12 protein-coding genes are annotated in these 14,812 nt (G+C 64.2%); 4 read left to right on the top strand and 8 right to left on the bottom strand.

Going from position 1 to position 14,812, the window contains the following annotated elements; genetic code table 11:
• The first annotated feature begins 64 nt into the window (after positions 1-64).
• The gene (locus QM590_RS02705; RefSeq protein WP_068052226.1) at positions 65-1,399 is read left to right on the top strand and encodes an ABC transporter substrate-binding protein; all 1,335 of its coding nucleotides are present in this window, start codon (positions 65-67) and stop codon (positions 1,397-1,399) included.
• A 142-nt stretch (positions 1,400-1,541) separates the two neighbouring features.
• On the opposite strand, the gene QM590_RS02700 is transcribed toward QM590_RS02705, so the two are convergent.
• Genes QM590_RS02700 through QM590_RS02685 form a run of 4 tightly spaced genes read right to left on the bottom strand, consistent with a single transcriptional unit; the run spans position 1,542 to position 5,766 of the window.
• The gene (locus QM590_RS02700; protein WP_032394315.1) at positions 1,542-2,342 is read right to left on the bottom strand and encodes an ABC transporter ATP-binding protein; all 801 of its coding nucleotides are present in this window, start codon (positions 2,340-2,342) and stop codon (positions 1,542-1,544) included.
• Positions 2,342-3,436: an ABC transporter ATP-binding protein gene (locus QM590_RS02695; protein ID WP_230594646.1), complete on the bottom strand. Its 1,095-nt coding sequence runs from the start codon at positions 3,434-3,436 to the stop codon at positions 2,342-2,344. Before QM590_RS02695 ends, QM590_RS02700 begins: the two co-directional genes overlap by 1 nt.
• A complete protein-coding gene (locus QM590_RS02690) occupies positions 3,429-4,418 on the bottom strand; it encodes a branched-chain amino acid ABC transporter permease (RefSeq protein WP_068052136.1) in 990 nt (329 codons plus the stop codon). The genes QM590_RS02695 and QM590_RS02690 overlap by 8 nt, the downstream gene beginning before the upstream one ends.
• Before the next feature lie 7 nt (positions 4,419-4,425).
• Positions 4,426-5,766, bottom strand: a complete 1,341-nt coding sequence (locus QM590_RS02685) for a branched-chain amino acid ABC transporter permease (protein WP_269593956.1) — start codon at positions 5,764-5,766, stop codon at positions 4,426-4,428.
• Between the two features lie 263 nt (positions 5,767-6,029).
• Between QM590_RS02685 and polA the strand changes: the two genes are divergently transcribed.
• Positions 6,030-8,771, top strand: coding sequence for a DNA polymerase I (polA, locus tag QM590_RS02680; protein WP_149406088.1), 2,742 nt, complete (start codon positions 6,030-6,032; stop codon positions 8,769-8,771).
• 84 nt (positions 8,772-8,855) lie between these two features.
• On the opposite strand, the gene trxA is transcribed toward polA, so the two are convergent.
• The 3 genes from trxA to QM590_RS02665 all read right to left on the bottom strand — a co-directional run bounded on the left by trxA (position 8,856) and on the right by QM590_RS02665 (position 11,029).
• Positions 8,856-9,227: a thioredoxin gene (gene trxA / locus QM590_RS02675; protein WP_037192657.1), complete on the bottom strand. Its 372-nt coding sequence runs from the start codon at positions 9,225-9,227 to the stop codon at positions 8,856-8,858.
• Between the two features lie 86 nt (positions 9,228-9,313).
• Positions 9,314-10,312, bottom strand: coding sequence for a GlxA family transcriptional regulator (locus QM590_RS02670; RefSeq protein WP_269593957.1), 999 nt, complete (start codon positions 10,310-10,312; stop codon positions 9,314-9,316).
• 210 nt (positions 10,313-10,522) lie between these two features.
• On the bottom strand, positions 10,523-11,029 hold the full coding sequence (locus QM590_RS02665) for a 2'-5' RNA ligase family protein (protein ID WP_269593958.1): 507 nt from the start codon (positions 11,027-11,029) through the stop codon (positions 10,523-10,525).
• 10 nt (positions 11,030-11,039) lie between these two features.
• Here QM590_RS02665 and QM590_RS02660 point away from each other — a divergent pair, with 10 nt between their 5' ends.
• Complete coding sequence (locus QM590_RS02660) at positions 11,040-12,137, top strand: isocitrate/isopropylmalate dehydrogenase family protein (RefSeq protein WP_269594002.1); 1,098 nt, start codon at positions 11,040-11,042, stop codon at positions 12,135-12,137.
• 15 nt (positions 12,138-12,152) lie between these two features.
• Here the strand turns inward: QM590_RS02660 and QM590_RS02655 are convergent, their stop codons facing one another.
• The gene (locus QM590_RS02655; protein ID WP_269593959.1) at positions 12,153-12,980 is read right to left on the bottom strand and encodes a class I SAM-dependent methyltransferase; all 828 of its coding nucleotides are present in this window, start codon (positions 12,978-12,980) and stop codon (positions 12,153-12,155) included.
• A 215-nt stretch (positions 12,981-13,195) separates the two neighbouring features.
• On the opposite strand from QM590_RS02655, the gene rpsA reads away from it, so the two are divergent.
• Complete coding sequence (rpsA, locus tag QM590_RS02650; protein WP_027497255.1) at positions 13,196-14,674, top strand: 30S ribosomal protein S1; 1,479 nt, start codon at positions 13,196-13,198, stop codon at positions 14,672-14,674.
• The last annotated feature ends 138 nt before the right edge of the window (positions 14,675-14,812 follow it).

The raw sequence follows: 14,812 nt of genomic DNA, 5'->3' as shown, positions 1-14,812 counted from the left end.
CCACACGTGAGCCACATGTAACTCAGGTGCGCTTCATCGACGAGCAATTTCAAGGAGAACCTAGATGGCAATTCGGACCTATGTCCGCACGGCTGCGGTGCTGAGCGTTACCTCGCTCGCACTGTTCGGCTGTTCGTCGAGCGACGACTCGGGCTCGACCGACTCCACCAGTGCCAGCGGCGGCACTGCAGCCGCGGAAACGACCGTCTCCACCGACTGCACGCCCGAGCAGGCCACTGCCGGGGCAACCCCCGACACGGCCCCGCTGGTGGTGGGAACCCTCCTCCCCGAGACCGGAACCCTGGCCTTCCTCGGCCCGCCCGAAGTTGCCGGTGTGCAGCTGGCCGTCAACGACGTCAACGAAGCCGGTGGCGTCCTCGAGCAGCCCGTCACGCTCATCCCCGGTGACTCGGGCGACACGACGACCGATACCGCCAACACCACGGTGGACCGCTTGCTCGCCGGCGGTTCCGACGTCATCGTCGGTGCAGCGTCGTCCTCGGTCTCGCTCAAGGTCATCGACAAGATCGCCAGCGCAGGCGTCGTGCAGTTCTCGCCGGCCAACACGTCCGATCAGTTCGTCTGCTACCCGGACAAGGGTCAGTACTTCCGTACCGCACCCACCGACGTGCTGCAGGCGCAGGCCCTGTCCCAGCTGATCGCCCAGGACGGTGCGCAGCGCGTCGCCATCCTCGCGCTCAACGACCCGTACGGCACGGGCCTGGCCGCGAACACCGCGGACAACCTCGAAGAGGCAGGCATCGCGGCGGACCAGATCCAGACCACGATCTACGACCCGAACGCACAGTCGTTCAACGCCGAGGTCGACGGTGTGAAGAACTTCAACCCGGACGCCGTGGCCATCATCGGCTTCGAGGAGTCCGCGAAGATCATCACCCGTATGCACGAGATCGGCATCGGACCGTCCGACGGCACGCTGGTCTACGGCGTCGACGGCAACATGGGCAACGCCCTCGGTGAGTCGGTCGCAGCGGGTCTGCTGGACACGATGCGCGGCACCACTCCGTTGACCGATGTCGGCACCGGATTCCAGGATCGTCTCAAGGTCGTCGATCCGGCTCTGGTCGACTTCAACTACGCGGGTGAGTCCTATGACGCAGTGATCATCTCGGCGCTCGCTGCCGAGCAGGCCAAGTCGACGGCAGGTACCGACATCGCGGCCAACATCAACAGCGTCACCAAGGACGGCACCAAGTGCACCAGCTACGCCGAGTGCCTTCCGCTCGTCAAGGCCGGAACCGATATCGACTACGACGGAATCACCGGCGCGCTGAACTTCAGTGACGCAGGAGAGCCCGCCACCGGTTCGTACGGCAACCTGGTCTTCGGACCGGACAACACCCTGACGACGGAAGATTACATCGTCGTCGGTGAGTGATCTGTAACTGTCACACAGCCTCTGGGCCCGAGTCCTCGATCAGGACTCGGGCCCAGAGGTTTTCGTAGGTGTCGCACGTTCGACCGCAACGACGAAGGCCCCGGTCGACATCGAACCGGGGCCTTCGTCGTTTGCCGAGCAGCTACTTCTTCTCTTTGCTTCCCGCCAGTGTGCCGAGGTACAGCTCGATCACCTTCGGGTCGTTCATCAATGCCGGACCGGTGTCGGTGTAGGCGTTGCGGCCCTGATCGAGTACATAGCCACGGTCGCAGATCTGGAGGCAGCGACGGGCGTTCTGCTCGACCATGATGATCGAGACGCCCGCTGCATTGATCTTCTTGCAGCGGATGAACACCTCGTCCTGGAACATCGGTGACAATCCGGCCGACGGTTCGTCGAGCAGCAGTACCGACGGCTCCATCATCAGTGCGCGTCCCATGGCGACCATCTGTCGCTCGCCGCCGGACAGCGCGCCTGCCTTGACCTTCTTGCGTTCGCCGAGCAGCGGGAACAGCTCGCTGACGAACTCGAAACGCTCACCGAACTTCTTGGGACGCAAATAGATTCCCATTTCGAGGTTCTCTTCGATGGTGAGCGACGGGAACACGTTCTGCGTCTGCGGAACGTAGCCGACTCCCTTGGTGACCAACACATGCGCTTCCGCGGAGGTGATGTTGTCGCCGCGCAGTTTGACGCTGCCCTCACGGACGGCGACCAGCCCGAACAGGGTCTTGAGGAGGGTCGACTTTCCGGCACCGTTGGGTCCGATGATGCCGACGATCTCCCCGTCGTTGAGGAAGAAGTTGCACTCGCTGAGGATGTTGACGCCGGGGATGTATCCGGCCACCAGTCCGTCGGCGCGCAGCAGTGCACCTTCGGCGAGTCGAGCATGTTCCTCGGGTGTCGCGGCGAATTCCGCCGGCGTCAATGTCTGTTCGCTCATCAGTTGTCCTCCTTGGCCCGGTGTGAGCCGCCCTCGGCCACGTCGGGCGTCACTGGGCTGACGAACTCCGGTTCCGAAAGATCGCCTCCCGCTTCGAGTTCTTCCTTCTCGGCCTGCTTCAGTGCCTCCGCCAGTTCGGCGGTTGCCCCGACCGGATTGCCGTCGGCATCGAATTCGAGAGCCTGATCGTGATGGCTACCGAGATACGCGTCGACGACGGCTCCGTTGTTGGAGAGCTCCTCGGGGGTGGACTCGGCAATGATGCTGCCTTGAGCCATCACCACCACCCAGTCACTGATGTCGCGGATGACGTCCATGTCGTGCTCGACGAACACCACCGTCATACCGTCGTCGCGAAGCGACTTGATGTGCCCCAGAAGTGACTGCGTCAGAGCTGGATTTACCCCGGCCATGGGCTCGTCGAGCATGACCACCGACGGATCGGTCATCAACGCACGCGCCATCTCCAGCAGCTTGCGCTGGCCGCCGGACAACGAGCCGGCGAGGTCGTCGGCCTTGGCGTCGAGCTTGAAGCGGCCCAGTAGCTCGTAGGCGCGTTCGGTGATCTGACGTTCTTGGGCTTTCCAGGTCCACGGCATGAAGGTGTTGATCATACGCTCACCGCGCTGACCGGTTGCACCCAGCCGAACATTGTCCAGCACAGTCAGTTTCGACAGTGCCTTGGTCAACTGGAACGTGCGCACCACACCTTTGCGGGCCACCTGGTGCGGATGCATCCGGCCCAGTTCCTGGCCGTCCATCGACCAGGTCCCGGTGTCGGGTCGATCGAATCCCGTGAGCAGGTTGAACAGGGTGGTCTTGCCTGCGCCGTTGGGCCCGATGAGCCCGGTGATGCAGCCACGCTGAATCTCCAGGTGCGCCACGTCGACGGCCTTGAGGCCGCCGAAGGTGCGCGAGACGCCGTCGACCACCATGGTGGCGTCCGGTTTCGGTGCGCCGGGTTCGTTGGGAACACCGGCGAACAGGGCCGCGCGTTGATCGCTCGACAACGCCTGCGCAGCGCGTGATTCGAGTGTGCTTGCTTTCTTGCTCGGTGCGGCCGTTGCAGCAGCATCCTTGCTCGGGTCAGGCATTGAGTTGAACCTCTCGCTTGTTGCCGAGAATGCCCTGAGGTCTGAACACCATCAAGACGGCGATCAGGATTCCCAGGAGCACGAATCGCGTGGCACCGACCTGGGCACCGGTGAGGTTGAGCACCGGGTCGTCGCCGGAGATCAATTGCCGCAGAATCGCATCGGGAATGGACAGCAGGAACCAGAAGAGCATCGCGCCCAGTACCGGGCCGAACACTGTTGCCGCCCCACCGAGAATCAGTGCGCCGAAGGCGAAGAACGTCTGGGCTGTCGAGTAGAAGTCCGGGTTGATGGATTGGGTCTGCAGTGCGTTGAACACACCGCCCATACCGCCGATGACGCCACCGAGAACCAGTGCCTGCATCTTGTAGACGAAGACGTTCTTGCCCAGCGAACGGGCTGCGTCCTCGTCCTCACGGACAGCCTTGAGGACGCGTCCCCACGGGCTGTGCGTCAGCAGGTAGACCACGCCGCACAGCAGCAGGACCAGCGTCCAGCCGACGAGCATGGCCCACAGATCGTTGCCGAGGAACCGCACGCCGATGAATTCGTAGGACTTACCACCCTCGAACGGGCTCATGCTGGTGAACGGGCCGGCGAAGCCGGTGATGCCGTTGGTGGATTTGGTCACCGAATCCGTTGCGGTGGAACGAAACACCAATCGGAGAATCTCCGAGGCGGCGATGGTGACGATCGCGAGATAGTCGGCTCGCAGTCGCAGGGTCGGAATGCCGAGAACCAGGGCCAGTAATCCGGCTGCAGCGAGGCCGACCAGAATGCCCAGCCACAGCGGTTGTTCGTAGGTGATCGTGGTGATGCCGACGCCGTAGCCGCCGAGCAGTGCGAAGCCGATCTGACCGAAGTTGAGCAGTCCGGCGTAACCGAAGTGCAGGTTCAGGCCGATGGCGAGTAGAGCGTAGAAGATGGCCGACGGGCCGACCAGCTGAGCGAGTGAGATCTGAAGTGCGCCGATGATATCCATGTGAAGGTCACCCGATCCTTTGTCGCGAGCCGAGGATGCCCTGTGGACGGACGACGAGGATGAGAATCAAGACGAGCAACCCTCCGATGTATTTGAGATCGGGATTGATGACCAGCGTCGACCACTGCACGAGCAGACCGACGATGACGCAACCGAGGAAGGCGCCGTAGGCCGTTCCCAGTCCACCGAGTGTGATGCCGGCGAACATGAGCAACAGGAGTTTGAAGCCCATCTCCCACTGGACGCGACCGCCGAGTTCGGAGAGCCCGAACAACACGCCGCCGAGGGCAGCCAGGCCGCCGCCGAGGCACCAGACGAACGTGACCACACGCTCGACGTTGATGCCGGAGGACGCAGCGAGGTCCCGGTTGTCGGCAACCGCACGCATGGCCTTGCCGATCTTGGTGCGCTGCAACATCAGTGCGACGCCGACCAGGACGACGATGCTGATGACGATGCAGGCGAGGTTGACGTTGGTGATCGAGAGCGGACCCCAGTTGTTCTCGGTCTGAGCCTGGTAGTCGTCGAAGGGTTCGGAGCGGTCCGAGAAGAAGATCAGGATGAGATAGCGCAGTGCGATCGCGAGGCCGATCGTCACCACGAGCTGCGCGATGAGGCCGGTCCGTCGCTTGCGCAACGGACGCCATATCAGGGCGTTGTTGAGCCAGCCGATCGCGACTCCTACGACGATTGCCAGCAGCGTGGCCGGGATGAGTTGTATCCCGACACTGACGTTGAAGAACCACGCCGCGACGGCACCGAGCGTGACCATCTCTCCGTGCGCGAAGTTCGTCAGACCGGTGGTGCCGAAGATCAGACTCAGTCCGACCGCGGCGAGCGCGATGACGAGGCCGAAGCGAAAGCCGTCGACCGTGGTGCGGACGAACTTCTCGTAGAACGGAATGCTGGTGGCGGTTCTGGCCTCACCGAACGAGAAGATGACGGTGTTGGAACGCCCGGCCTGCACATCGCGCTGGACCTCGCCCTGGACGCTGACGCCGTCGGGGAGCGTTTCCTGAACCACCTGGAATGTGTATGTGCCGGGCGACAATTCGAGGGTCCACCGGCCGCCGGTTTCACTGGTGGTGCGGGCGACTTCGGCGCCGGACGCGTCCAGCGCCGCGACGTCGACTCCGATGAGTCGTTCGCCACCGTTGTTGAGAGATCCGGCGACGCTGACGGCGTCCGCCGGCGGTGCCTGTTCGGCACTGGTCCCCGGTGCTGCCGGGGGAGTGGGGGTAGGTTCCTGGGCCAATGCCGGCGCACTGAACAGCAGCGCGGCAATGGAACTCAGAACGGCGAGTAGGAGTGTTCGCTGGAAGAGCCGAACGGCAGATCTTGCGCGCAACCTCGGCGGTTGCACCTTTCTGGTCCATCGAACATTTGGAGCCACGCACGTCCTCCGGACGGGTTGTCGTTGAGCCACGGGTATGTGGGGTTTCCTGCAATTGTCGGACTCTATCCGCTGAAACGACGCAAAATCGGCGACTGAGATTTCCGGAAAGTATCGGTTGTGTTTCGCGGTGCACGACGCGCGCCGTGAGAGCGATCGCGTCGCGGCACCTGCATCCGGCTTCGAGTTGTCGGACCCGCTCCCTAGACTGGTCAACCGTGAGCCCAGTAACGGAGAAAAGTGCAGCGCCCGCAGCCGAGACCGACGCGAAGGCGGGCGGGGAGCGGCCCACGTTGCTGCTCATCGACGGCCACTCGATGGCGTTCCGTGCCTTCTTCGCGTTGCCTGCGGACAACTTCAAGACCACCAGCGGTCAGTCCACCAACGCCGTGTACGGGTTCACCTCGATGTTGATCAATCTGCTGCGGGACGAGAAGCCGACGCACATCGCGGCGGCGTTCGACGTCTCGCGGCAGACCTTCCGCGCCGAGCGGTTCCCCGAGTACAAGGCCAACCGCAGCAAGACTCCGGACGAGTTCGCCGGCCAGGTCGACATCACCAAGGACGTACTCGGGGCCATGGGTATCCCGGTGATGGCAGAGGCCGGCTTCGAGGCGGACGACATCATCGCCACTCTGGTGACCCAGGCGGAGGCGCTCGGCTACCGCGTCCTGGTGGTCACCGGCGACCGCGATGCGCTGCAGCTGGTGACCGACAACGTCACGGTGTTGTATCCGCGCAAGGGCGTCTCGGATCTGACTCGGTTCACTCCCGACGAGGTCGCCACCAAGTACGGGTTGACGCCGTCGCAGTACCCGGACTTCGCGGCCCTGCGCGGAGACCCGAGCGACAACCTTCCTGGCATTCCTGGGGTCGGCGAGAAGACGGCCACCAAATGGATCATCGAATACGGTTCCCTCACCGCCCTCGTCGACAACGTGGACAAGGTCAAGGGCAAAGTGGGAGATGCACTGCGCGCCAACCTGTCCAGTGTGGTGCTCAACCGCGAGCTCACCGAGATGGTCCGAGATGTGCCGTTGCCCTACACCCCGGATCAGCTCGAACTGGCCCCGTGGGACCGGGAAAAGATTCACGCCCTGTTCGACGACCTCGAGTTCCGCATTCTGCGGGACCGGTTGTTCGAGACACTCGCGTCGGTCGAACCCGAGGCGGAGGAAGGGTTCGACGTCCGCGGCGGCATCGTCGCACCGGGTGAACTGGCCGCCTGGTTGGCGGAACACGCAGCCGACGGCAGGCGCAGTGGGCTGTCGATTCTCGGCCCGCGTCGGCCGTTCGACAGCGATGCGACGTCGGTGGCGATCGCCGCGGCCGACGGCGAGGGCGCGTTCGTCACGACGACCGCTCTGGACGAATCCGACGAGCAGGCACTCGCGGCCTGGCTCGCAGATGCAGCGCAACCCAAGGCCTTGCACGAGGCCAAGTGGGCTCTGCATGCGGTTCGTGGGCGCGGCTGGACCCTCGGCGGCTTGACCACCGACACCGCACTGGCGGCGTACCTGGTGCGGCCCGGTCAGCGATCGTTCAATCTCGACGACCTGTCGTTGCGCTACCTCAAGCGCGAACTCCGGGTGGAGGATGCGGGTGAAGGTCAGATGTCGTTGCTCGACGCGGAGGACACCGCCGATGCGGCGTTCGCGGAGGGCGAGATTCTCAAGGCGCGGGCCGTCATCGACCTGGCCGATGCGCTGGACGCCGAGCTCGCCGCCATCGAGTCGACCACCCTGCTCTCCGAGATGGAGCTGCCTTTGCTGACGGTGTTGGCAGATGTCGAGGCAACGGGTATCGCCGTGAACGGTGATCACCTGCGCGCGCTGCAATCCGGATTCGCCGCGCAGGTGGACGAGGCCGCGAACTCCGCCTACGGCGTGATCGACAAGCAGATCAACCTCGGGTCTCCGAAGCAGTTGCAGGTGGTGTTGTTCGAGGAACTCGACATGCCCAAGACGAAGAAGACCAAGACCGGGTACACCACCGATGCCGATGCGCTGCAGGGGCTGTTCGAGAAGACCGAGCATCCGTTCCTGAAGTTCCTGCTCGATCACCGGGACGCGACGCGGATGAAGGTGACGGTCGACGGCCTGCTGAAATCCGTCGCCGACGACGGCCGCATTCACACCACGTTCAATCAGACGGTCGCGGCCACCGGACGACTGTCGTCCACCGAGCCGAACCTGCAGAACATTCCGGTGCGCAACGAGGCGGGACGCCACATCCGTGACGGCTTCGTCGTCGGGGCCGGATACGACACACTGCTCACTGCCGACTACAGCCAGATCGAAATGCGCATCATGGCGCACGTATCCGGCGACGAAGGTCTGATCGAGGCGTTCAACACCGGCGAGGATCTGCACAGTTTCGTCGGTGCCCGGGCGTTCGGCGTGCCGATCGAGGAGGTCACCCCCGAACTGCGTCGCCGGGTCAAGGCGATGTCGTACGGATTGGCATACGGACTCAGCGCATTCGGTCTCGCCGCGCAGCTCAAGATCTCCACCGACGAGGCGAAGCAGCAGATGGAGGCGTACTTCGCGCGGTTCGGCGGCGTCCGTGACTACCTGCGCAACGCCGTCGAGGAAGCGCGCAAGGTGGGATACACCTCCACGCTGTACGGCAGGCGCCGCTACCTGCCCGATCTCAACAGCGACAACCGTCAGCGCCGCGAGGTCGCCGAGCGGGCAGCTCTCAACGCCCCGATCCAGGGCACCGCCGCAGACATCATCAAGGTCGCGATGATCGACGTGCACCGATCACTGGCGGAGTCGACGCTGAAGTCACGAATGCTGTTGCAGGTCCACGACGAACTGGTGCTCGAGGTCGTCGAATCCGAGCGTGAGGAAGTCGAAGCGCTCGTACGCGACAAGATGTCCTCGGCCATCGAACTGTCGGTGCCCTTGGAAGTCTCGGTCGGCACCGGCCGCAGCTGGGATGCCGCTGCGCACTGATTCGAGGCCGCGCAGGACGAACGACGAAGGGCCGCTCACCGAATTCGGTGAGCGGCCCTTCGCGTCGTGTGCAGCGGCGAGAAACTACTCCGCCGCGGGAGCCTGCTCGGCGATCTGCTGGCGCACGACGTCCATGTCGAGTGCCTTGATCTGACCGACGAGGTCCTCGAGCGCCGGCGCAGGCAGTGCGCCGGGCTGTGCATACACCAGAATTCCTTCGCGGAACGCCATGATCGTCGGGATCGACTGGATCTGCGCCGCGGCAGCAAGTCCCTGCTCGGCCTCGGTGTCCACCTTGGCGTGCACCACGTCGGGGTGCGCGTCGGACGACTTCTCGAACGTCGGCGCGAACTGGCGGCACGGTCCGCACCAGGACGCCCAGAAATCGACCAACACCACGTCGTTGTTCGTCACGATCTCGTCGAAATTCTGCTGGGTCAAAGTCTGAGTGGCCACGCGGTCCCTTTCGATTGATTGCGCTTCTGGAGTGTTCCAACGCAGGTACTCACCGGAATCATCCCGGCCGGGTCGGAGCGCCTGCGTCAGGCGGGCTGGGGTGCGGCACGGAACGTGCGGCGATACGCATTCGGCGTGGTGCATCGCAACCTCACGAAATGCTGCCGCAAGGCTGCCGCATTTCCGAAACCGACCACCTCGGCGATCGAATCCATCGGCAGATCCGAGTTCTCCAACAGCTGCTGCGCCGCCAGTACTCGTTGGTCGTTGAGCCAGCGCGCGGGCGTGGTTCCGGTTTCGGCCGCGAACTTGCGGGCGAAGGTTCGCGCCGACATGTTCACCCTCGCCGCCAGTCGACCGATGGTCAGCTCGGAGTCGAGGTTCTCGGTCATCCAGTCCAGCAGCGGAGCCAGTGTCTCGGTACGAGTGGCGGGCAGGGGACTGGTGACGAATTGAGCCTGGCCGCCGTCACGATGCGGAGGAACGACCATCCGGCGAGCGATCCCGTTGGCCACGACGCTGCCCTGGTACTTGCGCACGATGTGCAGGCACAGGTCGATTCCGGCCGCTGTGCCCGCGCTTGTCAGCACGTTTCCGTCGTCGACGTAGAGGACGTTCGGATCGACCTGCGCGAGTGGATATTTCGCGGCCAGCAAAGCGGAGTGCCGCCAATGCGTCGTACAGGGGCGGCCGTCGAGCAGTCCGGCCTTGCCCAGTACGAACGCGCCGTTGCACAGGCTGGCGACCATGGCACCCCTGTCGACGGCCGCGCGAAGTTTGGCCAGTAGTGGCTCGATGGACGAGTTGTGTCCAGCTCCGCAGACGTATGTACCGTCCTCGGCGGCTTCGGTGCCGCCGGCCGGAATGATGATCAGATCGGCGCTGTCGAGACTGTCGAGATCGTGAGGGACGTCGATGGTGTAACCGACGCGGGTGCGGATCGGTTGGGGGACACCTGCGATCAGAGAGAAGTCGTAGGTGGGTAGGCCCTCGTCCGAGCGATCGAATCCGAACACCTCGCAGGCGACGCCCAGCTCGAACTGTTCGGTCAACGGCATCAGCGCGACAACCACTCGTTTCAGCATGAAAAGAAGTATGGCAGAAAGTCGTCGATATATGGCTTTACTGCCACTCGTGCGCATTCTTCGCAGGTTGGAAGCTTGCGGCATGACAATTGTATTGGTAGTTGTGCTGCTGTTCCTGGCCCTCGACGCCGTCGTGCTCGCAGGCTTCGCTCCCGATACCCACGCGGAGGTGACCCAGTTCGGCGACTTCCGGTTCTAGAGTGCCCCGGGTCAGCCGATCCGCCATTCGCGCTTGGCCTCGCCGTCCCATCGGCGCAGCGCCACCGCAGATCCCACCAGATCATCGATGTCCGCCGAGAGCAGGCGCACCGCCGCTCCTGCCTCCTCGGGCGTCAACCGTCGAGCCAACGTCGCGTGCGGCGTCCATCGGCCGGGTTCGAGGTGGTCGAGCGAACGTTCGCCCACTGCCTCGTGCATCCGGGCGTGCAGATCGAGCAACTCGCTCGACGGAACGACCAGTCGCGCCAGGGTGATCGTTCGACCGCCGAACACGACGAGCCCGCCCAGGCGCACATCGAACGGATCGAAGCGGACCGCATCGCCGTCGTCCACCGCGGCCGGCATCGACGACGCCACTGCGACGGTGACGTGCGGGCGATTCGACTCACCGCCGTGGCGGTTCTGACTCGGGAGCCCGGCCTCGGACAGCGCCGCCCACTCGCGGCGCACCGCTGCGTCGAGGCCGGAGTCGAGTAGTAGTTCTGCGGACTGCACCATGGAGCCCATGATGTCGCAGACGGACGGCCGGAATACGACGACGCTCAGGATCGGGGCCATGACCGGCGACGGGATAGGCCACGAGATCGTGCCCGCGACGATCCGGGTGGTCGACGCGGCCCTGGCGTCCGTCGGCGGACCGGCCGTCGACTGGGTGCGCCTCCCTCTGGGCATGGACGCCATCGACCACCACGGAACGCCGATACCCGGGAACACGCTGGACGAATTGGGTGAGCTCGAAAGCTGGATTCTGGGACCGCACGACAGCGCGTCGTATCCGGAGCCGTTCCGATCCGAACTGACTCCAGGCGGACGGATTCGCAAGAAATTCGACCTGTTCGCCAACATTCGGCCGGCGAAGGCACTGCCCGGCGTACGGGCGGTGTCTCCGCGGATGGATCTGGTGGTCGTGCGGGAGAACACCGAGGGTTTCTACGCCGATCGCAACATGTTCGTCGGCAGCGGGGAGTTCATGCCCACTCCCGATGTGGCGTTGGCCGTCGGAGTGTTCACGCGTGCGGCCTGCGAACGCATTGCACGTGAGGCATTCTCGCTGGCTGAGCGACGCAGCAGGAAACTGACCATCGTGCACAAGACCAACGTGCTGTCCATGACGACGGGGCTGTTCCGCGATGCGTGCCGCGCCGTGAGCGAGCAATTTCCGCACGTCCAGGTAACCGAGGAGCACGTCGACGCGCTCGCGGCGCACCTGGTTCGGCGGGGCGAGGACTACGACGTCATCGTGGCCGAGAACATGTTCGGTGACATTCTGTCGGATCTGACGGGTGAGCTGTCCGGGTCGTTGGGCACCGCGCCGTCGATCAATTCCTCGGAAACCCAGGCGATGGCGCAGGCCTCGCACGGATCGGCCCCGGACATCGCAGGCAAGAACCGTGCCAATCCGACGGCACTCTTCCTGTCAGCTGCGATGCTGCTCGAGTGGCTCGCCCCGCGGCACAGGGACGATCGGCTGGCCGCGGCCGCCGGCCGGATCCGTGACGCCGTCGACGCCACGGTCGAATCCGGGGTCGCGACAGCCGACCTCGGTGGGCAGGCGTCGACCAGCGCATTCACCGAGGCCGTGGAAGCCCGGGTGCACCGGCGCTGATCGCGGCGGACTCCGTCAGTGCGGTTTGCGGCTGCTGAAGATCGCGGTGCCCGGAAAGAGCTGGCCGCGCAGTGGGCTCCACTGTCCCCACTCGCGGTCGAGCCATTCCGGCCAGTCCGGTTCGACGATGTCGCGCACCTCGAGACCTGCGGCGACCAGTTCGCGCACGCGGTCACCGATCGTGCGGTGATGCTCCACGTAGTTGGGAGTCCCGTCGGCGTCGTATTCGACGTACGGGGTTCGATCGAAGTACGGAATCGTCGCGGTCAGACCGCCGACCCCGGGATCGTCCGGAAACACCCAGCGCATCGGATGGTTGACGGCGAACACCCAGATCCCGCCCGGCCGGAGTACCCGCGCGACTTCCTTCATCACATTGGCCGAGTCCGCGACGAACGGCACCGCACCGAAGGCCGAGCAGACGATGTCGAATCGTTCGTCGGCAAACGGCAAGGACTCGGCACTGGCCTGCACCAGCGGAACCGTCGACCCGCCCGCGGTCATTGCATCGACGCCGCGCTGCAACATGCCCATCGAGATGTCGAGACCGATCGCGCGCGCACCCTGGGTTCCGAGCCAGCGGGCGCACGGTGCACTGCCGCAGCCCACTTCGAGGACGTCCTTGCCCGCGACGTCGCCCAGCAGATGCACGTCGCCCTCGTGCAGCCCCTCCGGGCACCAGACGAACTCCCCGGATTCGGTCGACACTCCGAGAAACGCGCCGTGCGTACGGTGGTAGCTCTCGGCGTCGGAATCCCACCAGAGACGACTCGCGCGGTCACTCGCGACCGAATCGATTCGGCCGCGGCCGGGAGTGGACGACGGTGTGGAAAGATCGGTCACACGCCGACTCTATCCGGGTTTGTGCTGGTACTGCGGCATCGCGTACCCTGTTCAACGCGAGTGTGTTCATGCTGCGCCCAGGTCAGGTTCCCTCGACCTCGGCGCACACGGATCCGGCAACGGATTCGCCGAAGATGCTCGTGTTGCACACGTTTCACCAAGTCCGACCGAACATCCATCAACCGATACCCAACCCGTCCGGAGCAACTCAACACATGCCCTCAACCACAACCTCACCGCAGGTAGCCGTCAACGATATCGGCTCCGCAGAGGATTTTCTCGCCGCCATCGACGCCACGATCAAGTACTTCAACGATGGTGACATCGTCGAGGGCACCATCGTCAAGGTCGATCGTGACGAGGTTCTACTCGACATCGGTTACAAGACCGAAGGCGTCATTCCTTCCCGCGAGCTCTCCATCAAGCACGACGTCGACCCCAACGAGGTCGTCTCCGTGGGAGATGAGATCGAAGCACTCGTCCTCACCAAGGAGGACAAGGAAGGCCGTCTGATCCTGTCCAAGAAGCGAGCTCAGTACGAGCGCGCTTGGGGCACGATCGAGGAGCTCAAGGAGAAGGACGAGGCCGTCAAGGGCACCGTCATCGAGGTCGTCAAGGGTGGACTCATCCTGGACATCGGTCTTCGTGGCTTCCTTCCCGCCTCGCTCGTCGAGATGCGTCGCGTCCGCGACCTCCAGCCGTACGTCGGCAAGGAGATCGAGGCCAAGATCATCGAGCTCGACAAGAACCGAAACAACGTGGTCCTGTCGCGCCGTGCATGGCTCGAGCAGACCCAGTCCGAGGTCCGCAGCGAGTTCCTGCACCAGCTCCAGAAGGGCCAGGTCCGCAAGGGCGTCGTGTCCTCCATCGTCAACTTCGGTGCCTTCGTGGACCTGGGTGGCGTCGACGGACTCGTGCACGTCTCCGAGCTGTCCTGGAAGCACATCGATCACCCGTCCGAGGTTGTCGAGGTCGGCACCGAGGTCACCGTCGAGGTTCTCGACGTCGACCTGGACCGCGAGCGTGTTTCGCTGTCGCTCAAGGCAACTCAGGAAGATCCGTGGCGCCAGTTCGCTCGCACCCACGCGATCGGCCAGATCGTGCCCGGCAAGGTCACCAAGCTCGTTCCCTTCGGTGCATTCGTGCGCGTCGAAGAGGGCATCGAGGGCCTCGTGCACATCTCCGAGCTGGCCGAGCGCCACGTGGAGGTTCCGGACCAGGTCGTGGGTGTCGGCGACGACGCACTCGTCAAGGTCATCGACATCGATCTCGAGCGTCGCCGGATTTCGTTGAGCCTCAAGCAGGCCAACGAGGACTACGCAGAAGAGTTCGATCCGTCCAAGTACGGCATGGCCGACTCGTACGACGAGGGTGGCAACTACATCTTCCCCGAGGGCTTCGACTCCGAGACCAACGAATGGCTCGAAGGTTACGAGAAGCAGCGTGAAGAGTGGGAAGGTCGCTACGCCGAGGCGGAGCGTCGCCACAAGATGCACACCGCTCAGATGGAGAAGACGGCCAAGGACGAAGCTGCCGAAGCCGCCAACACCAACTACTCCTCCGAGTCGGGTCAGGCCCCCGCCGATGCAGAAGGCGACGCTCCCGCAGCGTCGGCTCCGGCCTCGACCGGTGGTTCGCTGGCCAGCGATGCGCAGCTCGCTGCACTTCGCGAGAAGCTGTCGGGCAACGCCTGATAAAAGTGGTCCACCCGTGAGGGTGTGACACCGAGCCCCGGTTCTCCACGTGAAAACCGGGGCTTTCTCGTTTCGAATCAGGGGAGCAGAGAAGCTGCGGACACGACAATGGACCCGGTTCCGATGAACCGGGCCCAT

The sequence above is a fragment of the Rhodococcus sp. IEGM 1372 genome (assembly GCF_030056835.1).
Lineage (GTDB): Bacteria > Actinomycetota > Actinomycetes > Mycobacteriales > Mycobacteriaceae > Rhodococcoides.
This window is presented reverse-complemented; position numbering and strand designations above follow the sequence as displayed.